The organism is Fibrella aestuarina BUZ 2 (assembly GCF_000331105.1).
Classification (GTDB): domain Bacteria; phylum Bacteroidota; class Bacteroidia; order Cytophagales; family Spirosomataceae; genus Fibrella; species Fibrella aestuarina.
In genome coordinates this window covers 692,037-713,283 of the sequence record NC_020054.1, presented here as the reverse complement: position 1 = coordinate 713,283, position 21,247 = coordinate 692,037, and the positions used below count along the sequence as shown (strand labels likewise).

The following is a 21,247-nucleotide window of genomic DNA, read 5'->3' as shown; positions in this document are numbered from 1 at the left end:
GGTCGGTTAGCCCCTCACTAGCTTCTTGGCCTTGAGGTAGTCGTTGGTTAACACAGGCTTGTCGGGGTTTAGCACCACCTGCTTCAGTACTTCACAAACAAACAGCTCATGGTCGCCCGCGTCGATGCTGTCGAGCACCCGGCATTGAGCGTAGCCGACGGCCTCGGTAAGGTAGGGGCATCCGCGTTCGTCGAGGGCATGCGGAAGGCGCACGAACTTGTCTTTATCGCGCCCCGACTGCTGCCCGAGTTTACGGATCAGGCCCGTTTGGTCCTGCGCCAGGAGGTTGACGTTGAGCAGACCGCTTTCACGCACCAGTTCGATCGTGTAGTCGACTTTGTAAAGCGCCACCGCCAGCCGGCTACCGCCCAGCGCCGTTTGCATTACCCAGGTAGCAATGTTGGCATTGCGCCGTTCACCAGATGTTGTCGTAATCGAGTGAACGTCGTAGTTCTTGAATTTGTGTAAACGCTTCATGATACAATGGAAACACGGATGAACCTGATTGGGTGGATAAACACAGATTTATTCCTCCCACTAATGCAGTTGGCTAATACGCGGTGGACAATCTAGCTGCGAGCATCTGCCCGATCGGCTTCATCCGGGTTCCGTTTCAACTCAAAAATCAGCAAGGCCAGCACCGGTACGTACTCAACCAGGAGCAGGGCTGGCTTTTCGTAGACAGGATTGTACTGGTAGGCGGCGTAGGACACCCAGATTAGCGCCGACCACAGCAGCGGATAACGAAACGGGCGACTGGTATCTGTGGCCGTAAAAACGGTGGCCGCCACCAGCGACGTAATGTACCAGGGGTGCACCGTCGTGGCCATCAAAAAGTAGAACGTCAGCATCCAGAGCGCCTGAATCGCTACCGGTACGGTCTGGCTCCGTCGCCTGAAAGCAATCAGTAGCAGCCCACCCGTGGTTAGTACTGATAGCCAGCCGCCGATGCTACTGAGCCAATTGTACTCATAGAGCCAGTAACCCGCCGCCCGAATGAGGTAATACAGGCTGGCGTTGAACTCGAACTTTCGGAAGTACAGGTCGATGCTCATGAGCATGTGCTGTACCATCTCAATGTCGAAAAAGGGAATGAACAGCACCGCTACCAGCCCGCATACCAGTCCGCTATATAGCAGCCCCCGCCGCCAGCCAAGCTGCGTGACGGCCAGCGGCAGCAGCATCAGCGGGATCAGTTTGGTGCAAATACCCAGCGCAAACGCCCCAGCCGATAGCCCCATTCGGCGGGGGCCGTTTTGGGGGTAACGTACCCAAAGCCAAACCGCCAGCAATACGAAGCCGATCATCATCCCTTCAAAATGAACGTTGCCCGTCAGCTCCAGAATCACCAGCGGGTTCAGGGCGTAGAGCAGGGCCAGGTTGGGATCTTTCTTGTAATGCGCCAGCAGTTTCACCATCAGTGCTATCGTACCCGCTTCGGCGAGGATAATCAGGCTACGCATCAGCACGACACCGCCCAGCAAATTTGTGGGAAACGCCCAGGCCGCCAAGGCAAAAATAGCCTGATTGACGGGCGGGTATACCGTGAAGTAATTGGGCGAGTTGAGCAACGCATACAGGTTAGCGTCGATCGGGATGGTGGGGCCGGCGCCGCCCGCCATCAGTTCAGAGGGCAGATACCGAAACGGATTGACGCCATTCAGCAGCAGGCGACCGTCCCAGATGAAGCGGGCATAATCGTCGGAGAGCGCGGGCAACGCCCCCAGCAGCAACACCCGAAACAGCAGGGCCGACCCAAACAGAAACCGGTCGGGCCGGGGAGCCGTATCGAGCCGCGGCGTGGCCATCAACAGCGGACGAACGCGTAGGTTGTAGCCCCAGAACAGCAGGAAGTAAAGGCCGATCAGTCCCGAAAACTGCGTGCGGGCGATGGTGTACCCCAACAAGCCAAACAGGCAGGCCGACAGCAACAGCCAGCCCCAGCGAAGAAACAAGGTATTCGTCATTTGCTGCGCATTCGTGGTTGCTGGTCAGTGTGGGTACGTACCGCGTGATCTACAACGGGCAGGTAACCAACCAGCAACGCTCAGGCGGGCGTGTACCGGCGCACGGTATGCAGCAGCGAATATACGAACACCGTGCCGAAGCCAACGGTCAGCATCCAGTGGAAGAACAGCATCCGGTAGTCGTGCAAATGAAGGCCCAGCGCAATGCCCGCGATGAAATAGAGCATCATGCCCCCTTCGAGCAGTGTCAGCCACGGTAGCCCCTGCGTAACATAAACGTTGCTCCGCCAGCTATCCGACCCGTTCTGCACGTTGAATTTGGGCGTCCGGACAAACGGCGTTTTGCGGCCGATATACCCTTCAACTACGGCGATGGTGTTGTGCAGGGACAGCCCCATCATCAGCGATGAGTACATCGGGAAAAACCAGATAAAGGCCGCCGCTCCATTGCCCGACTGCCGACGTGTGAGCCAGAACGGAATGCCGTAGAACAGCACCAGAATGACGAGGTTAATCTGGAAAAAATTGATGAGGTAATACACCGAGTCCCACTCGGGGTGGCGGCTGCGGATGTAGAGTACCGGCACGCTCAGCACGGCCAGCAGAAACACCAGCAGGAAGGTAGAGCTACTGAAGAGGTGAAAAAATGCGTGAAGCTTGTTTACGAGCGGCACATTCGGCGAACGCAACACGCTCATCATCAGCCGCCGGGCGCATTCGGCGGCGCCCTTCATCCAACGGTACTGCTGCGATTTCAGCGCGTTCATCGCCACGGGCAGTTCGGCGGGTGACCCCACATCTTCCCGGTAGACAAACTTCCAGCCCTTCAGCTGCGCCCGGTAGCTTAGGTCGAGGTCTTCGGTGAGCGTATCGCTGCTCCAGCCGCCGGCGTCGTAGATGGTCTGTTTACGCCACACGCCTGCCGTGCCGTTAAAATTCATGAACAGATCGGCGGCATTGCGTCCGCCCTGTTCGATGAAGAAATGGGCATTCAGACCAAACGCCTGCAACTGGGTCAGCAGTGAGTAGCCTTCGTTGAGGTGCGTCCAGCGGGTCTGGACGATACCCACTTTCTGGTTGCTGAAATGCGGCACCGTTTTGAGCAGGAAATCGGGGTCGGGCACGAAGTCGGCGTCGAAAATGGCCACGAATTCACCCATCGACCGGTCAAGGCCATACGCCAGCGCGCCAGCCTTGAAACCCGTTCGTTCGGGACGGCGAATCAGTTGGATATTGACGCCCCGTTGCTGGTACTCGGCCACCTTTTTTTCGCTCAACAGAATCGAATCGTCGGTCGAGTCGTCGAGGACCTGAATCTCCAGCTTATCAGCGGGGTAGTGCAGGGCGGCTACGGCGTCGATCAGCCGTTCCACCACGTAGCGTTCGTTGTAAAGGGGTAGTTGCACCGTCACGGGCGGCAAGGCGTGCCAGTCGACCGAGCCGGGCATAATGATCTTTGCCTTCCGCTGCCGACCCGACCGGAGGTAGATCACAATGAGACTAAGTTGCCCCAGGTTGTATGCGAACAACAGCAACAGAATGGTTGCATACAGGGCAATGATGAGCGATTCCATAAACAGACAACCAGGGTCTGACGAGTCTATAACGTTAGGCGGCAGCGCTACCGATACCGAAAAATTGTACTCAAAATCTTGTACCCGGCCAGCACGGTGCCTTTCAACGTACCTGAAATCTTCGAGTGGCCAATCCGGCGACGATACCGAACGGGCACCTCCTGGCACCGCAGGCCCAGCTTGGCCGCTTTGAGTTGCATCTCCACCGTCCAGCCGTAAGTCTGATCGCGCATATCGAGGGCCAGCAGGCTATCGAAGCGAATCGCCCGGAATGGACCCAAGTCGGTAAAGCGCACGTCATACAGCCAATCCATCAGCCGGGTAGCCAGCCAATTGCCAAAAACCTGTTGGGGGGTCATGGAGCCGCGCTGCCGTTGCCCCAGTGCCCGCGACCCAACTACCAGATCGGCTTGACCGGTTAGCAGCGGGGCTACCACCTCGGTCATGTCGGCTGGATAATCGGAGTAGTCGGCATCGAGAAAAACGACAATGTCGGGCTTTTGTTGGCGATTTCGAGCGTAGGCAATGCCGCGCAGGCAAGCCCGCCCGTAACCCTGCACGGGCTCGTCGAGCACGGTAGCCCCGGCGGCGGCGGCCTGCACCGCCGTTTGGTCGTTGGAGTTGTTGTTGACGACGATCACTTCGCTCACCAGACTGGCGGGAATTTCGCGAATAACCTGGCCAACGGAGTTCTCTTCATTAAAGGCCGGAATGATAACGACGACGACGGGCGGTACAGCTGGATTCACAAGGGTATATACAACAAAACGCCCGTAAAGGTGTCGATAGCCCCGCTCCTGCTGGCTTATTCCTGCCTACTGCCACTTCCGCTGATGCAGCCACTCGCCAACCGAATAACGTCCGGCCCCGTTGAGCAGCAGAAACAGGCTGATTACCCAGATATTGAGCGACGGAAACGTATTCGCGTAGCTATCGCCGATGCGGACATGGGCCAGCATGACAGCCACCGTAAAGTTGATCAGCAGCAGCGCCGATGCCAGCCGGGTCTGGTAGCCCAGCACCCACAATAAACCCCCGATCAATTCAGTATAAATGGCCAGATAGGCCCCGACGGTTGGGAACGGAAACCCGATGGTGGTGAGGTAGCCCATGAATTCGGGCATTTTCACCGACGGCGACGAAGCATAGGCCCACGCCCCGGCAATCAACTGATATCCAAAGGCCAGCCGAATAGCCAGCACGCCTAAATCGCGATGTAAGTGCATAGGGATGTTAACTCAATTTACCTTTCAGATCGGCCATTTCGGAAGCAGGCGAGGCCCCTTCGTATAAAATGCGGTACACGGCTTCGGTGATGGGCAACGATACGTTGTATTCCTCGTTGATGGCATGAATGCTCCGAACGGCGTAGTAGCCTTCGGCAATCATGTTCATCTCCATCTGCGCCGACTGAATGGTATAGCCCCGGCCGATAAGGTTACCAAACGTACGGTTACGGCTAAAGGGGGAATAGGACGTCACCAGCAGGTCGCCCAGGTAAGCTGAGCGGCTCAGATCACGCTGCATGGGGTAAGTGGCGTCGACAAACCGCCGGATTTCCTGCATAGCGTTGGACACCAGTACCGCTTGAAAGTTATCGCCGTAGCCCAGGCCGTGGGTGATCCCGCAGGCCAGCGCGATGATGTTTTTCATCACGGCGCTGTATTCCACCCCATACAGGTCATTGAGGGGCGAGGCCTGCACAAACCGGCAGGTCAACAGTTGGGCCACCTCTTCGGCGCAATGTGTACCGGCACTGGCGATTGTCAGGTACGATTGTTTTTCAAGGGCCACTTCTTCGGCGTGGCAGGGACCGGCAATGCAGCAGATCTTCCCGCTGGGTACGTCGTACACGTCGGATATCCAGTCGGTCACCAGTTGGTTGCTCGTGGGGATCATGCCTTTGATGGCTGAAATGACCCCTTTCCCCTCGAAATGATCCGCTTTAAGCCCCTTCAGCGCGTCGGCGATGAAAGCGGCAGGTACGGCCAGAATCACGTAGTCGGCATCGCGGATGGCCTCCCGGATTTTGGTGCAGACCTTCACCTTGCGGGTGTTGATCTGTACATCGCTGAGGTAGCTCTTGTTGTGATGAAAGCGTTTGATGTGCTCGGCGTCGGCCTGGCTACGCAACCACCAACGGATGCTGACGTTGCCTTCCGACAAAATTTTGATGAGTGCCGTAGCCCAGCTACCGCCGCCAATCATGGCGAAGCGAACAGGTGTTGAGGGTTTCATACCGCAAAAAAAGGCTAAAGTCTGGAAAGTCTATTTTCAAGATGCCTGCCCGGTTACGGGGCCAGCGACCGGCAACCACCCGGTTTTCGCGCTTTTCGAGGCACTAATTGTTAGCCTATTGGCGTTGTAGGATATGCATATGAGATTTGTTCGTGTCGTAGGGCTGGTGAGTATGTGGCTCATATCCCTAATTAGTTGTAACCGATCGGCCCTCCCCTCAACCAAAACCGCCGACGCTAAAAAAGCACCCGTTGCCCCGCTGCCCGAAGCAGCCCAATGGCGGGCAAAACGGCAAACCGGCATCGATTTCGTTGCCGCTGGCATCACCCCATCCGAGTGGTCGATGGACATCGATTTCTCGCGGCAGATTCTGTTCAAACCCTACAGCAGCGCTACGCTGGTAGCCGAGATGCCCAAGCCGCAGCCGATTGGCAAACGGAGTGGTGTGCTGCTCGACGCCCGCGTTGGTGGGGGCCTGGTAGCTACCGCCAGCCGCCGATCTTACGCCGCCAATCGGCCCAGCCGCATGAAGGTATATATCGAGCCAACGGCCGCCCGCGACAACCTCACGGGACGTACCTACGCCTATACGGTGCGGGTCGATGCCAATGGGCGCCGCTACCAGGGGTATGGTTCGTTTATCAAAGGCAGTGATCGCCTCGACGGCACCTGGACACTCGAAACCTTCAAAGGGCAGCGGGTGCGAGCTGGTCAGTTTCCCAGCAACGAACTACCCCAGCTCATGATCGACCTGAGCGACAATAAAGTGGAAGGCACTACGGGCTGCAACAAGCTGAAAGGTGAGATCATTGCCGACGGCGACCACGTGCAGTTCACGGTGAAAAACACGACGAATAAGAAGTGCGCCAATCCCTTCGAGGAGACGTACCTGGAAGCGCTTCAGCAATCGACACTCTTCCGCATTGGTAAAGACCGCCTGACGCTGCTGGCCAACGGGCAATACGTGATGACGCTGACCAAAGCGCCGTAGCCGCTTAGGTTGTACCTTCGTTGGGCGTCTCTGCCTCCTGAACGCATCCCGGCCTTGCTCTACACCGTCACCGAACGCACCACCCTGCGCCGCGCCAGCGATGCCCCCAACGGACCCGCGCTGCCCGACGAATTGCTGCTGCCCGATGAAGCATTCGATGCGGTCAAACAACTGGCTGCTACCCTGCCCGACGCCGACGGCCTGCTGACCTACGCCCTCCACCGCAACCGCGAGATGATCCGGCTGCGCAACTACGTGGGGCTGCTCGAACTGCGCGGCGGCCTGGCATTCGACATCCAGCCTCGCGTGGGCTACCTACCCTCGCTGTTGCGGCACCTCTCCGACCCGCCCTTTCGGTACATCAACACGGCGCATAGCGGCCCCAGTCCGTTGCCGCTCTGGGAAGTATTCATCGACGCCTTTCTGCGCGAAACGGCGCAGGCACTGAGCGGTGGCCTGGCTCGGGCTTACGTCACCCAGGAGGCCGATCTACCGGTGCTGCGCGGCAAACTGCGCCTCGCCGATCAGCTCCGCCAATATCGCCCCGATCAGCTGGCCGTTCGCTACGACGACCACACGCCGGATATTGCGCCCAACCGGCTGCTGAAACTGGCTCTGCTGCACGTTGCGCAACGTACCCGAACCACCAGCAACCAGACGCGTTGCCGCCAGTTGCTGGGTACGTTGGCCGACGTATCGACGCCGACCTACAACCCCAATCGGCCGGGCGGGCTGGCGCCGCAGTTGGCATCCCTTCAGCAGGCTGGCCAGACGAGTCGCCTGCCCCGAACGTATGAGCCGGCGTTGCGGCTGGCGGGTTGGCTACTCGGTGGCCGGGGAGCCAGCCTGTGCGAAGGCCCGCAGGTAGCGGCCTGCCTGCTGTTTCCGATCGAGCGGGTGTTTGAGCAGTACGTAGCGGCGGGGTTTCGGCGCGTGGGGGCCGAGGTACAATCCGCTTCAGCCCATTTGATCGATGAACACGAAGGGCAGCCCCGTTTCAAACTCCGCCCCGATCTGCTGCTGCGGCGCAATGGTCAGACGATCATCCTCGATACGAAGTGGAAGACGATCAACGCCCAGGACACCAACGGCCATTACGGCATTGATCAGGCCGATTTGTACCAGCTCTATGCCTACGGCAAAAAGTACGACGCCACCCAACTGGTGCTGATCTACCCTGCCCACGAGCATTTTAAGCAACCGTTGCGGGTCTTTGGCTATGACCCGTCGCTCCGGCTATACGTAGTGCCGTTCAATCTGGATAACCCGCTGATGGACGAGGTTGACGCCGTTCTGGCCACGATCGAGGCTACCTAATCTTTTTCCCCGCCACCCGTCGTCAAGGCCAGATACACGCCGTTGGTCCAGCCAAAGCCGTCTTGGTTAGGGTATTCGCCGCCGCCCGTGGTGAGGGCTGCATCGACCACGTTGTATTTTTCCATCATCTTGCCCGTTGCCCGGAATACCTTGTCGTTGAGAGTTACCCAATTGTCGCGGCCTTCGTGCGCGGTTTCGGCAAAGCTGTAGTTGAGCAGGCCTTTGTAGACAATCCATTGCAACGGTGCCCAGCCGTTAGGCCAGTCCCACTGCTGCCCACTTTGGCAAAGCGTGGTCACCCAGCCACCCGCCTGCAGGAAATCGGCCTTGAGTCGCTCGTGCACCTGCGCGGCCTGTTCGGGCGTCGCCAGCTTGCAGAACAGCGGAAACGCGGCGGCCAGCGTCAGCGAGGGGGTTAGCTCGTTGGTATCTATGGCGTAGTCATGGAAAAAGCCCGTTTCGGCGTTCCAGAACGTGGTCAGAATGAGCGCCTGCCGATTGGTGGCGGCCTGTTCGAACGTAGCCTGCTTCGTTGTATTGTCTGCGCTTGCGTAGGCCCTGGCCAGCGTTTGTTCAAGCGTGTAGAGCAGGCAGTTCAGATCGACGGGTATGATGTCGGCGGCGCGGATTGTAGCCATCGATTGTTCCTCGGTAAACCACCGGCTGCTGAAATCCCAACCCGATTCGCAGGCGGCCCGGATGTGCGTGTAGAGCGTTTCGGGCAACGTACCCAGCTCCTGCGCGTCGGGCGTCAGTTCCAGCTCCTGCCGATACGATTCGGGGCGGGGTGTGGGCGATGGGTCCCAATGGCGATTCAGGATGGCTCCATTTGGCAGGCGCACGACCCGTTTTCCAACCCGCTTGTCGGCCGACAGTGCGTCGGCACCGTGCATCCAGAAGGCATATTCTTTTTCCAGTTGCGGCAGGTACGTTGTCAGCACGGCGGGCCCGTCGATGTGGGCCAGCAGTTGCACCATCAGCCCGAAAAACGGCGGTTGCGACCGGCTCAGAAAATACGTTCGGTTGCCATTCGGAATAAAACCAACGGTGTCGATGAGGTAGGCAAAATTATCGATCATGTCCCGGATCAGGTCGGTGCGGCCCGACTCGCGCAACCCCAGCATCGTAAAGTAACTATCCCAGTAAAAGATTTCGCGGAAACGGCCGCCCGGCACCACATACGGATGGGGTAGCGCCACCCGCGAATCATGCGGCACAGGTACGTCGGCGGGGCGCGTGAGCCGCTCCCACAGCCGGTCGATGTGCGCCGCCGTGGTCAGGCGGGTATCGCTGACGTAGTCGGTAGCGGGGCGTTCGGGCAGCGTAAAATGAGCCAGCACAAAGGTAGACAGCTCAAAATCGGGCTGCTGACGGGCCGCTTCGTAAGCCGCCTCAACCTCAGCCGGATTCTCATTAGGGATACAGTCGACAAACGTTTTCTGATCAGGAAAGACCCGACCCATCTGCACGTCGTGAAAAAGAGACATAGAAACGTGGTTTTACCGCAAAGACACAACGGATAACGCGAAAGACGTACCCAATGAATTATATACTTTCTGCAATACGGCTAAGGCCCAAATGGTTGCGTTCTTTGCGTAATCTTCCCGCCTTTGCGTTAAAAATTCACCACCATGCGCCTAAAGCTTTCCCTTTTTCTGAACTACGTTGTGTTTGCCATCCTGCTCAACAGCGTCGGGACCGTGATTTTACAAGTCCAGAACAATTACGGTGTTTCAGCCACGGGCGCCTCGATCCTCGAAGCCTTCAAAGACCTGTCGATTGCCTTGGTTTCGTTTGTCGTTGCTTCGTTCATAACCCGGATTGGCTATAAACAGGCCATGCTGACGGCCCTCGGCCTGGTTACCGTTGCCTGCCTGCTCATGCCGCAGGTTCCTGCTTTCTGGACGACCAAACTGCTGTTCGCTGCCGTCGGGTCCAGTTTTGCGCTGATCAAAGTCTCCGCCTTCGCCACGATTGGCCTCGTCACGCGCGACGCCGACGAACACGCCAGTTTCATGAACTTCCTGGAGTCGATTTTCATGATTGGCGTGCTGTCGGGCTACTTTCTGTTCAGCGCGTTTGTCGATAGCAGCCAACCCCAGTCGACCAACTGGCTGCGGGTGTATTACGTGCTGGCCGCCATGGCCGGTGCCGCCTTTTTGCTGCTGCTGACTACGCCCCTCGACGAATCGCAGGTACGTTCGGGCGAGAAGGCGGTGGGGCTCAACAACATGGCCGATATGCTGCGGCTGGCCGTGACGCCCGTGGTGCTGGTGTTTGTGCTGACGGCTTTTACGTATGTCTTGATGGAACAGGGCATTATGAGCTGGCTACCCACGTTCAACAATAAATACCTGAAGCTACCCGCCTCGTTGAGCATTCAGATGGCGAGCATTCTGGCGGCAAGTACGGCGCTGGGGCGGTTTCTGGCCGGATTCATTCTCCAGAAAGTGTCGTGGTACTGGCTGCTGATGAGCTGCCTGGTCATCGCGGGAGGGCTGGTGTTGCTGGCACTTCCCCTTGCCGAGCAGGCCGCCAGCCAGGCTGTGATGAACAACGACTACGGCTGGGGCGATGCGCCCGCGGCAGCCTTCATTTTTCCGCTGATTGGGTTGTTCATCGCGCCTATTTACCCGGCCATTAACTCCGCGATCCTCAGCAGCCTGCCCCTGCGCCAACACGGACCGATGGCGGGGCTGATTGTCGTGTTCTCGGCGCTGGGTGGCACGACGGGCTCACTCATTACGGGCCGCGTGTTTGAGCTCTACGGCGGGCAAGCTGCTTTCTACGCCTCGCTGGTGCCCATCACGCTCTTACTGGTTCTGCTCACGCTCTTTCGCCGCATGCAAGCCAGCATGGCTCAACCGGCGGCTTAATACCCCCAGGCGAGCAGCCCCCCATCGAGGGCCAGTACCTGCCCGGTGATGTAGCTGGCGGCGGGCATACTCAGGAACGATACCGCCGAGGCTACTTCTTCAGGCTCGCCCACCCGCTTCATGGGCGTCCGGGCCAGAATACCGGCCAGCTTATCGGGGTTGTCGAGCACGGGGGCGGCCAGCGGCGTACGGATGTACCAGGGTGCGACGGCGTTGACCCGGATGCCGTCGGTAGCCCATTCCACCGCCAGGTTGCGCGTGAGTTGGTTGATGGCGGCCTTGCTCATGCCATAGAGCGAGCCGCTGCTCGTATGGGTTTGACCCGACACCGACGACACGAACACGATGCTGCTCTGGCCCACGGCCTTCAGCAGTGGGTACGTTGCCTGCGAGAGTTCGTAGGCTTGCCGCAGGTTGGTGTTCATGACGTAATCATAATCGTCGGCTGAATACTCGGCGGTGGACTTGCGCACGTTCGTACCAACGTTGTTGACCAGCACCGTGATGCTACCCCAGCCGTCGCGCACGGTCTGAACCAGTTTTTCTACCGAGTCAGGCTGGCTCATGTCGATGGCGAGGCCTTCCACGGTGTAGCCCTGTTGCCGATAATCGGTTAGCTGTTGCTGAAGCAGGTCGTTGTCGCGGGCAACCATAAAGACGGCCGCGCCGAGTTGCAGAAATTGGCGGGTAATGGCCTCGCCGATGCCTTTGGTAGCCCCGGTGACTAAGGCGCGCTGCCCCTGTAACGAAAATAAGGTGTTCATCGAATCGGATGTTGTTTAGGAAGTAAACTTAACGGCGTTGGGTCAGGGTATCGTACAGCCCTTTGCCAAAGACCAGCACAACCAGCCCCGGTAGCAGGATAGCCCCCGCCCGGAAACCCGCGCCGGTCAGTTTGTACACGCCCGAGTTAAACTGGCCGACGCTGATGGCAAACCAGTACCCGCTCAAGACGAGCAGCATCAGCAGTAAGGCCAACGATACGGCGCGCCCGGCCCGGCTTCCCACCCAGGCCAGCAACACAGCCAGCCCAACCACCGCCGCTACGGTTCCCAACGCCCGCGGAAAGGTTTTGAGGTAATTGTAATCGTAGAAAAAGATGCCAGCCCGACCCAGCAGGTTGGGGTGCGACATAAGCCAGCCGTCGAGCAGCACCAGCACGAGCAGTAGCACGTAAAAGAAGGGGTTTTTCATTGTTCGCAAAGGTTCAGCCAGCCGATTAGAAATGCAACCCACGCACTCAGGTTCGGGCCACCAAAATGCGTAGCGGCATTGCCTTTGTCCAACTATATTTGATGAATTGTCCTAAACTGTCATGATGAACCGATCGCTGCCAGCGCTTGCCCTTTTTGCCGGTCTGGCGTTCACCTTCCTGCCCGATCCGCCTACCAAAACCGCTGGTACTACTAACTGGGCCGATTACCTGGGTGGCCCCGACCGGGCGCACTACTCGCCTCTAACGCAGATTACGCCCGATAACGTACAAAACCTGCGCGTAGCCTGGACCTACGACGCGCCCGACGCCGGACAAATGCAGTGCAACCCAATCATCGTTGATGGGGTGCTCTACGGCGTAACAGCAGCCGTGCAGGCGTTTGCGCTCGATGCCGCCACGGGCCGTGAGCTGTGGCGCTTCGACGGCGAAAAGCTGAATGCCTGGCACAGCACGAGCCGGGGTGTCTCCTACTGGCAATCGGCCGACGGGAACGACCGGCGTATTCTGTACACGATGGGCAGCCATATCTACGCCCTCGATGCCCGCACCGGCAAAACCGTTCCGACCTTTGGCGATAACGGACGCCTCGACCTGCACATTGGCCTGGGCGACACGAATAAGGACAAGTTTATCATCTCCAACACGCCGGGTGCCATTTACCAGAACCTGATCATCATGCCCGTGCGGGTGTCAGAAGAAGCGGGGGCGGCACCGGGCTACGTACGCGCCTTCGACGTGCAAACAGGCCGACTGGCCTGGACGTTTCGGACCATTCCGCATCCCGGCGAGGCGGGTTACGAAACCTGGCCCAAAGACGCCTACAAAAACCCCGATATTGGCGGGGCCAACTGCTGGGCAGGCATGGCCGTCGATTCCAAACGCGGGATTGTGTTTGTGCCCACGGGGTCGGCTTCGTATGATTTCTACGGCGGCAACCGCAAAGGCCAGAACCTCTACGCCAATTGCCTGCTCGCCCTCGACGCCAACAGCGGCAAACGGCTCTGGCATTTTCAGTTTTTTCACCACGATATCTGGGACCGCGACCTGCCCGCGCCACCCACGCTGCTGACCATTCAGCAAAACGGCAAACCGGTCGATGTGGTGGCCCAAACGACCAAATCCGGCTACGTGTATGTGTTTGACCGCACCACCGGCCGCCCCATCTTCCCGATCAAGGAAATTCCCGTACCCAAGTCCGACGTACCTGGCGAGACGACTTGGCCCACGCAGCCCGTACCGACCCTGCCCGCACCCTTTGCCCGGCAGACCCTGACCGTCGATCAGCTGAATCCCTATTCGGTTGATAAAGATTCGATTACGACCCTGTTTAAGCAGATCGACAGCCGACCGTTTGCGCCCATCAATCGTGGGGCCGGTACGTTGCTCTTTCCCGGCTGCGACGGTGGCGCCGAGTGGGGTGGATCAGCCGCCGATGGGTCAGGTACGTTGTATGTCAACGCCAACGAAATGGCCTGGATTTTTAAGCTTCGCGACACGCCTAAAGCCGACGAACTGGCGCACCTCAGCCCTGGTCAGCGCGTATATACACTCAATTGCCAGAGCTGCCACGGGCCCGAGCGCAAAGGCAACCCAAAGAGCGGCTACCCATCGCTGGTCGATATTGGTCAACGGCGTGACCGCGCTTATGTATCGCAGATCGTGAGTGGCGGCAAAGGCATAATGCCCGGCTTCACCCAACTGACCGCCGACGAGAAAAAGGCACTGGTCGATTTTCTGTTCGGGGTTGAAAAGCAGGAGGTCAGCGCGTACGCGACGTCCGCCACCTCGCGGCAACCCTATCAGCCTTATAAAGTGACGGGCTATAACCGCTTTGTCGACAGTCAGGGTATGCCGGCCATTGCGCCGCCCTGGGGCACGCTGACGGCCATCGACCTCAACACGGGCAAGCACCGCTGGCAGGTACCGCTGGGCGACGTGAAAGCCATTTCCGAGAAGAACGGTGGCACGCCTACCGGCACCGAAAACTACGGCGGTCCGGCCGTTACGGCGAGTGGGCTGCTGTTTATTGGGGCCACCAAAGACGAGCAGTTTCGGGTGTTCGATACCAAAACGGGCAAGGTGCTTTGGCAAACGACGCTCCCGGCGGCAGCTTACGCTACCCCAAGCATCTACGAAGTGGGCGGGAAGCAGTATGTCGTGATCGCCTGCGGGGGTAGCAAACTAGGCACCAAAACGGGCAGGCAATTTGTCGCCTTCTCGCTGTAAGGAACGACAAAGGATACACATCGGATGGGCAGCGGACCGTGTTCGCGGCCCATTATCTTTACCGCCATGTCGGGTTCAATTTATTTTAAAGGGTTCAACGGGGTCCGGTTTATTGCGGCATCGGCGGTGATTGTCCACCATCTGGAAGAATACAAAACCGTGTTTCTGCTGGGGCGCGAAGACCTCTGGGCCCGGCCGTTCATCTATCAGCTGGGTCGGCAGGGCGTGTCGCTGTTTTTTGTGCTGAGCGGCTTTCTCATCACGTACCTGTTGCTGGCCGAGCAACAACGGACGGGCCGGGTCGACATCCGTAAATTCTACATCCGGCGTATTCTCCGCATCTGGCCGCTATACTTTCTCACCGTACTGACGGGGCTTTTTGTCTGGCCGCACGTACGGCTACTCCAAACGCCCACCGAATTTCTGGGGCAGATTGGGCCCGGCGTGGCGCATTTCTGGACGCAGGTCGCGCTCTATTGCAGTATTTTCCCCAACGTGGCCGTAGCCCTCTACGGCGCCGCGCCGATGGTCTCACACACCTGGTCGATTGGCGTGGAGGAACAATTCTACCTGATGTGGCCGTGGCTGATTCTGAGCCCCAACCCGAAGCGCACCCTTCAGGTTGTGTTGAGCGTGGTGGTTTTGCTGGCGGGCTGGTTTCTCTACGAACGGTTCGTCGTACGGGCGGTGTATAGCAGCGACCTGAACCGGGACAGCCTGTTTGGCTTTCTGGCTTATTTCCTGGCGCAGTTCCGCATTGGCTGTATGGCCATCGGCGGGGCCGGAGCGTGGCTGTTGTTTCGGCGGCATCCTGTATTACCGATCCTGTTTCGGCGCGATGTGCAACTGGGCGTCTATGCGTTGTTGGGGCTGGCACTGATATTCAGCCTCAAACCCACGGGTTTCAATTACGAGTTCTACGCCCTGTTTTTCTGCTTTGCCATCCTGAATCTGGCCGGGAATCCGCACTCGCTGCTTAAACTCGATAACCCGCTGACGCGCTTCATGGGCGACATTTCGTATGGGCTGTACATGTACCACCCCCTCGTCCTGACGCTGCTGCTCAACCTCTTCATACGTACCTGGCCCACGTCGCTGGTTGCCAACGGACAGGTAAATAGCGCGCTAACGGCGGCCCTTTATACAACCACCTTTGGCCTGACGACGCTGCTGGCCTGGCTGTCGTATCGCTTTTTCGAGCAGCCATTCCTACGCCTGAAAGATCGCTTTGCCGTCGTGGCATCGAGCCGTCGTGCGCCGGTGCACTGACCTTATTCCACGAGCTTGTAGCGCGCTTTGGCCTGCCGACGGGAGAGCGCGTTGAAGTGCCACCATTCGTAGTTGATGGGCATGAAGCCCGCCGCCTGCATGGCCTGACGTAGCAGCCGCCGGTTGTCGACCTGTTGCCGGGTGAGCTGCCCCGCCCGCAGCAGTCGTTCTTCCTGAGTGGGGTAGGCTTTGGGGCCAAAGAAATCGTAGGGCGTTCCCATGTCGAGCGGTTTACCATCGGCAGTGGCGAGGGTGAGGTCAACGGCGCAGCCGTAACTATGGATGGAACCCTCGCGCGGGTCGGCCACGTAGGTACGTCGCTGGCGTTCAGTGTATTGAGGCAACGCGTTCCAGAGCTTCCACTGCGCCGACTGAGGCCGGGCAGCATCGTACACGAGCAGCCGCAGCTCGGGCCTACGTACCTGAAGCCACTTGCTGGCCGCTACCAGCTTGCGCGCCGCCATCGGTTGCAGATAGGCCTGCGTGAGGTCGCCGTAGACATCCTTTTTCACAAAATTGTCGGTTGTCGAGTATTTCAGTTCGACCAGAATCGACGGGTCGAGTTGCTGCACATCAACTAATTGTGAATGAGCGACCGAGTGAATGAGTGAAAGGGCGAGTAGGCTACAGACGAAGCGGGTCATGAAGCAATAGGTTGTTTGCTGACGTTTCCGACTGTAAACTTACATCGGAACGAAGGCCTGCTCGCACTTTCGCTCATTCACTCTTTCGCTCATTGTAGTCCATGGCCCTCAATTACATCTGGGTTGCTTTTTTTCTGATTGCGTTTCTGGTAGCCCTGTTCAAGCTCATTGTATTGGGCGATACCGAAATCTTCAAGCTGCTCGTTGAGGGCCTGTTCGATTCAAGTAAAGCGGCCGTCATGGACATTGCCCTGCCGCTCGCGGGCGTGATGACGTTCTTTCTGGGTCTGCTCAACATCGCCGAAAAAATAGGGGCGATCGGGGCGATTGCGCGGGTAATCGGGCCGTTTTTCAACAAGCTCTTTCCCGAAGTACCGAAGGATCACCCCGCCAACGGGCAGATGATCATGAACTTTTCGGCGAACATGCTTGGCCTCGACAATGCGGCTACGCCCTTCGGCCTGAAAGCCATGCAAAGCCTACAGGAGCTGAACCCCACCAAAGACACGGCAAGCAACGCGCAGATCATGTTTCTGGTCCTGCACACCTCCGGCCTCACGATCATTCCGCTGGGGATCATGGCGCAACGGGCCATTCTGGGTGCCGCCGACCCATCGGACGTGTTTATTCCCTGCCTCATCGGGACTTATGTAGCCACAGTTGCCAGCATCCTGATCGTGGGTATCAAGCAGCGGCTCAACCTGGTAAACCGAACGGTGCTGGGCGGCATCGGCGGCGTGACGGCCTTTCTTGGGCTGGCGCTCTGGTACCTGGGTCAGTTGCCGAAAGAGCAGTTGGAAACCGTATCGAAAGTAACGGGTAACGTCCTGCTAATGAGCATCGTCGTGACATTTTTGATCGGCGCGATTCGGCAGCGGATCGACGTATTCGACACCTTTATCGAAGGCGCCAAAGCCGGTTTCGAAACGTCCGTGCGCATTATTCCCTACCTCGTGGGCATGTTGGTGGCCATTGGTGCTTTCCGCAATTCCGGGGCGATGACCTACGTGGTCGACAGCATGAAATACGTGATCGGCCTGACGGGCGTCAACACCGATTTTACCGACGCCCTGCCCGTCGCGCTGATGCGGCCGCTGAGTGGTAGCGCCTCCCGGGCGTTGATGATCGACGCTATGAAGCAGTTTGGTCCGGACTCGTTTGTAGGCCGCCTGAGTTGCATTTTTCAGGGAGCCGCCGATACCACGTTCTACATCGTAGCCTTGTATTTCGGTTCGGTGGGCATCAAAAAAACCCGCTATGCCATCGTCGCCGGTCTACTCGCCGACCTGATTGGCGTCATCGCCGGCATCGCGCTGGGCTACTTCTTTTTCCACTAGCAGCTGCCAGCTAGCTCTGAACCAGCAATTTTCCCAAATCCAGCTCCGCCGATTGAGTAGTGTCGGCGCTCAACACGCGTTGCATGTAGGTCAATGCCTGTTGCGTATTTTCAGCCGACCCCGACGCGATGCAGTCGGCGGGTACGATCAGTTTCAGATCGCGCATGTAGGCGTCGATGGCCGAAAACTGGATGCACACGTCGGCGGCGATACCCGTCAGGATGAGCGTTTGGGTTTTCAGGTACGTCAGCAGCGTTTCGAGCGTCGTCGAAAAGAAAACCGAATGCTTGGGTTTCAGCACGATGTACTCATCGGCATCGGGCTTCAGCCGTTCGGCGATAGGCCTGCCCCGCACGTCGTCGGTCAGGCAGTGCTGCAACAGTTCATCAAAGCTCGACCGCCACTTGCCAAAATTATCATTTACGTAAACGACGGGTATACCCGCTTCCTTGGCCCGGCGCTTTAACGCGGCGATCCGGTCGGCGGCGGCCAGCGAGGGTTCCAGAAAAGCAGGGCCTTCGGGAAACTCCAGGTCGTTGATCATGTCGACGATCAGCAACGCTACTGGCGACGAATCCGGCGCATTGCCATGCAGGTCTTCACTTGGGTTGTTCATTGGTTGAGGGAGGGGTAGGTTGGGTAAACACAACCGTCTCCAGCCGACAACGTACCTGAGAACTGAGGAAATGGGCTACCTATACTTTGATGATGATCCGGCGGCGATACATGATCCAGAGGATGACGGCCCAGATGCCCACAAACGTCAGCGCACCGACCAACGACGACAGCCGGGGGTCGATAGGATCGAACGGCGGGGCGATGAACGTGCGATACAGGTATTCTTTCAAGCCCAGTTTAGTACCATCGGGCCCATCAACCAGAATCAGGCCCATCATACGCGGAATCAGGCCCGACAGGAAGAAGACGGTGATGGCGTTGACACCAAACGCGACCAGCAAACCACTCAGTTGGAAGGCCCGACGCACGTCGATGAGGTAGTAAAAGATAGCCAACCCGCACATGGCGAGCCCACCCGCCAGCAACACGTAGCTGCTTGTCCAGAGCGCCTTGTTGATTGGAAAGACCGTATCGAACAACGTACCCACGAAGGCCATTAGCAGGCCAGCCAAAAACAGAAACAGGGCTTTCTGGCTTTCGCGCACGGTGGTACCGTAGCGCGTGGAGCGCAGCCACCGCCCAGCCAGCAGCCCCAGCAAACCCGTAGCAATGGCGGGCACGGTACTCAGCAGGCCCTCAGGGTCCCATACCTTCGACGACCGGTAGCAGTGCGCTGGGGTGAGGATGGTCCGATCGATCCAGGCGGCCAGATTTGTTTCCGGTTCGAGGTTGGCATAGCCAATTCCCGGCACGGGCACCATCGTCATCAATAGAAAATAGCCGATCAGAATGAGCAGAATCAGGTTTACTTGCTGCCGGGGCGAGGTGCGCAGAAACACCAGCGCGCAAACCGTATAGACAATCCCGATGCGTTGGAGAACACCCATGATGCGGACGTTGGCAAAGTCGAAACGGGGGAAGAGGTTGAGAAAAAAGCCCAGCGCGAACAGGGTTACGCCGCGCCGGATAATCTTCAGCCGTTGTGTCTTTTCATCTTCCAGCAAGCTTGTCTGCCTTTTGCTCAGCGCAAACGTGATCGACACGCCCACAATGAACAGAAAGAAGGGAAAAATCAGGTCGGTGGGGGTCCAGCCGTTCCAGGGTGCGTGCTTCAGCGGGGCGTAGCTGTGCGCCCAGTCACCGGCATTATTGACCAGAATCATGGCCGCAACAGTCAGGCCGCGAAACGCATCGAGCGAACGAAGGCGGGGGGTAAGAATCAGGCTCAAGGTAGGCTAATCGAAGTTCAACGGTCAAAGTAGCAGATTGTCGCGTAAACTTGGTTCTGCTTCCCTTATTAAACCTCATTTCACCACCGCGTTACTGACTCGCCGCAGTCCCGATAGCCGTGTCCGCCAATCGGCTACCAAACCGAAGTAGCGGTTTGCCCTGCAAGGCCTGAATGAAAATCACCAGCGTCACGGTCCCATACAGCACGCTCACCAGCACCACCTGCCAAATGTCTTTCAGCAGATAATACGCCAGCAACGGCACCACCTGTAGCGCGTGCATACCCAGAAAATGCGCAATCCGAAGGTCGCCATACTGAGTGCTCCAGTTCACGACGGGCAAGCCGGGTCCACCGTCGGCACTACCAACCGTGTGGGCCATGCGGCCACCCATAGCCAGCCCCTGCATCGAAAAGAGCACAAACAGCACCAAACCCAGCCGGATACCCCAGACGTAGGCTGCGGGCAATTCGGGGAAATCATGCCGAAAAAACAGTAGTCCAACCCGCGCTGTCCAGATGGAAATGCCTACCGCTGATACGGCCATGATCACCCAAAACGAAGCGGTCACGGGCGTGCCGACGTTGAAATGCGATTGCTGCCCCCGGGCTGCCTGCACCACGATGTAGACCAGCTCGATGCCAAAAAGTGCCACCATACCCCACGAGTACCAGGCAACGGTGCTGCGTTCGGTCAGATAACCGGTGTACCAGGCCATCGACCAGACGAATACGGCGGTCGACAGGAAAAACTTGAGGGGTTTGTACCACGCATTAACGCCCAGCACCTGCGTACGCATAAACCAGATCAAGGCGACGCAAGCCAGCGCCAATACCAGGCAGATCAGCCCAAATTGGAATAGCAGTTCGTTGCGTTCCCGAAGTACAGTCAGCATCGATTTCATGTGTAAAAACTGTTTAGTGTACGTTGATTGTTAAAAGCAGGCCAGTTAAGGCACAGGTTATTTTTGAACTCTGATCTACAATTGAACAATGTTCACTGAAGAGGCAAAAAATTTAGACCCTGTCCAGGAGCATCAGAAATTCGGCGAAGCCTTCTTCCACAGGTTTCTCCAGCCCAACCACATCAGTCCGCCGGGCAATGGCCAGGTGACACATGCCATGCACAGTGCTCCAGATCATAAACGCTAACGGCTTAGCCCGGTGGCCCTTAAAAAAGCCCGCCATCAGACAATCCTCCACGACATGTAGCAAAAAATTGAAGGCTGATTTCCCCTCATTCCACTCTTCCTCGGCGCAATCCTCTACAAAATCAAGGGGTGCTTTCATGTTGAACATCAAGTCGTACATATCCGGGTTGGCGACCGCAAACTGGAGATACAGCCGACCCGATGCCCGCAGCCGCTCCATAGGGTCGGTCACCTGAGCCAGCGTCTGAAACAGGCTACCTAACTGCAAAAAACCCTCCGTATGAAGCGCGTGCAGAATGGCGTTCTTGTCTTTGAAGTACACGTACACCGTTCCGACGCTGTATTCAATGGCCTCGGCAATGTTGCGGATCGTGACGTTCTCAACCCCCTTTTCGGCGAAAAGCGCCATAGCGCCGTTCAGAATCAGTGATCTGAGTTCTTCCTTTTCCCGTGCTTTCCGTTCCGATACACCCATTACACTGCTGATCACCTTACTACAAAAGCAAAAATAATGAACATTGTTCAAAAATAAGCTTGACGTTCAAAGTTTTCTATTTATCCGGTCGCAGTCTCATCCGTCAGAGGGCCCCATCGG

At 57.8% G+C, this 21,247-nt stretch carries 20 protein-coding genes; 6 read left to right on the top strand and 14 right to left on the bottom strand.

Features of this window, described 5'->3' with window-relative positions:
- Window positions 1-6 precede the first annotated feature (6 nt).
- The 6 genes from FAES_RS02795 to FAES_RS02770 all read right to left on the bottom strand — a co-directional run bounded on the left by FAES_RS02795 (window position 7) and on the right by FAES_RS02770 (window position 5,779).
- A complete protein-coding gene (locus tag FAES_RS02795) occupies window positions 7-477 on the bottom strand; it encodes a flavin reductase family protein (protein WP_015329674.1) in 471 nt (156 codons plus the stop codon).
- A gap of 92 nt (window positions 478-569) precedes the next feature.
- Entirely contained in the window at window positions 570-1,967 is a 1,398-nt protein-coding gene (locus FAES_RS02790) for an MptA/MptB family glycosyltransferase (protein ID WP_015329673.1), read from the bottom strand.
- An 80-nt stretch (window positions 1,968-2,047) separates the two neighbouring features.
- A complete protein-coding gene (locus tag FAES_RS02785) occupies window positions 2,048-3,541 on the bottom strand; it encodes a cellulose synthase family protein (RefSeq protein WP_015329672.1) in 1,494 nt (497 codons plus the stop codon).
- A 47-nt stretch (window positions 3,542-3,588) separates the two neighbouring features.
- Window positions 3,589-4,290 carry a glycosyltransferase family 2 protein gene (locus FAES_RS02780; protein ID WP_015329671.1) on the bottom strand — a complete coding sequence of 234 codons (702 nt, stop codon included), beginning with the start codon at window positions 4,288-4,290 and terminating at the stop codon, window positions 3,589-3,591.
- Window positions 4,291-4,356: 66 nt separating this feature from the next.
- Window positions 4,357-4,767: a DoxX family protein gene (locus tag FAES_RS02775; RefSeq protein WP_015329670.1), complete on the bottom strand. Its 411-nt coding sequence runs from the start codon at window positions 4,765-4,767 to the stop codon at window positions 4,357-4,359.
- Window positions 4,768-4,774: 7 nt separating this feature from the next.
- Complete coding sequence (locus FAES_RS02770) at window positions 4,775-5,779, bottom strand: NAD(P)H-dependent glycerol-3-phosphate dehydrogenase (protein WP_015329669.1); 1,005 nt, start codon at window positions 5,777-5,779, stop codon at window positions 4,775-4,777.
- A 139-nt stretch (window positions 5,780-5,918) separates the two neighbouring features.
- On the opposite strand from FAES_RS02770, the gene FAES_RS02765 reads away from it, so the two are divergent.
- Both FAES_RS02765 and FAES_RS02760 read left to right on the top strand, forming a co-directional pair.
- Window positions 5,919-6,770 (top strand): META domain-containing protein, encoded by an 852-nt coding sequence (locus FAES_RS02765; RefSeq protein WP_158408744.1) that lies wholly within the window; start codon window positions 5,919-5,921, stop codon window positions 6,768-6,770.
- A gap of 54 nt (window positions 6,771-6,824) precedes the next feature.
- Entirely contained in the window at window positions 6,825-8,087 is a 1,263-nt protein-coding gene (locus FAES_RS02760; RefSeq protein ID WP_041257422.1) for an McrC family protein, read from the top strand.
- Here FAES_RS02760 and treF read toward each other — a convergent pair.
- A complete protein-coding gene (gene treF / locus FAES_RS02755) occupies window positions 8,084-9,574 on the bottom strand; it encodes an alpha,alpha-trehalase TreF (protein WP_015329666.1) in 1,491 nt (496 codons plus the stop codon). The genes FAES_RS02760 and treF overlap by 4 nt on opposite strands.
- A 144-nt stretch (window positions 9,575-9,718) precedes the next feature.
- Here treF and FAES_RS02750 point away from each other — a divergent pair, with 144 nt between their 5' ends.
- Entirely contained in the window at window positions 9,719-10,963 is a 1,245-nt protein-coding gene (locus FAES_RS02750) for an MFS transporter (RefSeq protein ID WP_015329665.1), read from the top strand.
- On the opposite strand, the gene FAES_RS02745 is transcribed toward FAES_RS02750, so the two are convergent.
- Both FAES_RS02745 and FAES_RS02740 read right to left on the bottom strand, forming a co-directional pair.
- Window positions 10,960-11,727, bottom strand: coding sequence for an SDR family oxidoreductase (locus FAES_RS02745; RefSeq protein ID WP_015329664.1), 768 nt, complete (start codon window positions 11,725-11,727; stop codon window positions 10,960-10,962). The two genes, FAES_RS02750 and FAES_RS02745, sit on opposite strands and share 4 nt — an antisense overlap.
- A 28-nt stretch (window positions 11,728-11,755) precedes the next feature.
- Complete coding sequence (locus FAES_RS02740; protein ID WP_015329663.1) at window positions 11,756-12,157, bottom strand: hypothetical protein; 402 nt, start codon at window positions 12,155-12,157, stop codon at window positions 11,756-11,758.
- Window positions 12,158-12,278: 121 nt separating this feature from the next.
- Between FAES_RS02740 and FAES_RS02735 the strand changes: the two genes are divergently transcribed.
- Together FAES_RS02735 and FAES_RS02730 are read left to right on the top strand one after the other, a co-directional pair.
- Window positions 12,279-14,405: an outer membrane protein assembly factor BamB family protein gene (locus FAES_RS02735; protein ID WP_015329661.1), complete on the top strand. Its 2,127-nt coding sequence runs from the start codon at window positions 12,279-12,281 to the stop codon at window positions 14,403-14,405.
- A 66-nt stretch (window positions 14,406-14,471) separates the two neighbouring features.
- Window positions 14,472-15,674, top strand: coding sequence for an acyltransferase family protein (locus tag FAES_RS02730; RefSeq protein WP_065814289.1), 1,203 nt, complete (start codon window positions 14,472-14,474; stop codon window positions 15,672-15,674).
- Window positions 15,675-15,676: 2 nt separating this feature from the next.
- Here FAES_RS02730 and FAES_RS02725 read toward each other — a convergent pair whose 3' ends face one another.
- Window positions 15,677-16,318 (bottom strand): M15 family metallopeptidase, encoded by a 642-nt coding sequence (locus FAES_RS02725; protein WP_015329659.1) that lies wholly within the window; start codon window positions 16,316-16,318, stop codon window positions 15,677-15,679.
- Window positions 16,319-16,419: 101 nt separating this feature from the next.
- On the opposite strand from FAES_RS02725, the gene FAES_RS02720 reads away from it, so the two are divergent.
- Window positions 16,420-17,655: a spore maturation protein gene (locus FAES_RS02720; RefSeq protein WP_015329658.1), complete on the top strand. Its 1,236-nt coding sequence runs from the start codon at window positions 16,420-16,422 to the stop codon at window positions 17,653-17,655.
- A gap of 10 nt (window positions 17,656-17,665) precedes the next feature.
- Here the strand turns inward: FAES_RS02720 and FAES_RS02715 are convergent, their stop codons facing one another.
- The 4 genes from FAES_RS02715 to FAES_RS02700 form a co-directional block, all read right to left on the bottom strand.
- Window positions 17,666-18,271: a cysteine hydrolase family protein gene (locus tag FAES_RS02715; protein WP_015329657.1), complete on the bottom strand. Its 606-nt coding sequence runs from the start codon at window positions 18,269-18,271 to the stop codon at window positions 17,666-17,668.
- Window positions 18,272-18,350: 79 nt separating this feature from the next.
- Window positions 18,351-19,502: an acyltransferase family protein gene (locus tag FAES_RS02710; protein ID WP_229364411.1), complete on the bottom strand. Its 1,152-nt coding sequence runs from the start codon at window positions 19,500-19,502 to the stop codon at window positions 18,351-18,353.
- Between the two features lie 91 nt (window positions 19,503-19,593).
- Complete coding sequence (locus FAES_RS02705) at window positions 19,594-20,406, bottom strand: hypothetical protein (protein WP_015329655.1); 813 nt, start codon at window positions 20,404-20,406, stop codon at window positions 19,594-19,596.
- 112 nt (window positions 20,407-20,518) lie between these two features.
- Complete coding sequence (locus FAES_RS02700; protein WP_229364410.1) at window positions 20,519-21,142, bottom strand: TetR/AcrR family transcriptional regulator; 624 nt, start codon at window positions 21,140-21,142, stop codon at window positions 20,519-20,521.
- Between the last annotated feature and the right edge of the window lie 105 nt (window positions 21,143-21,247).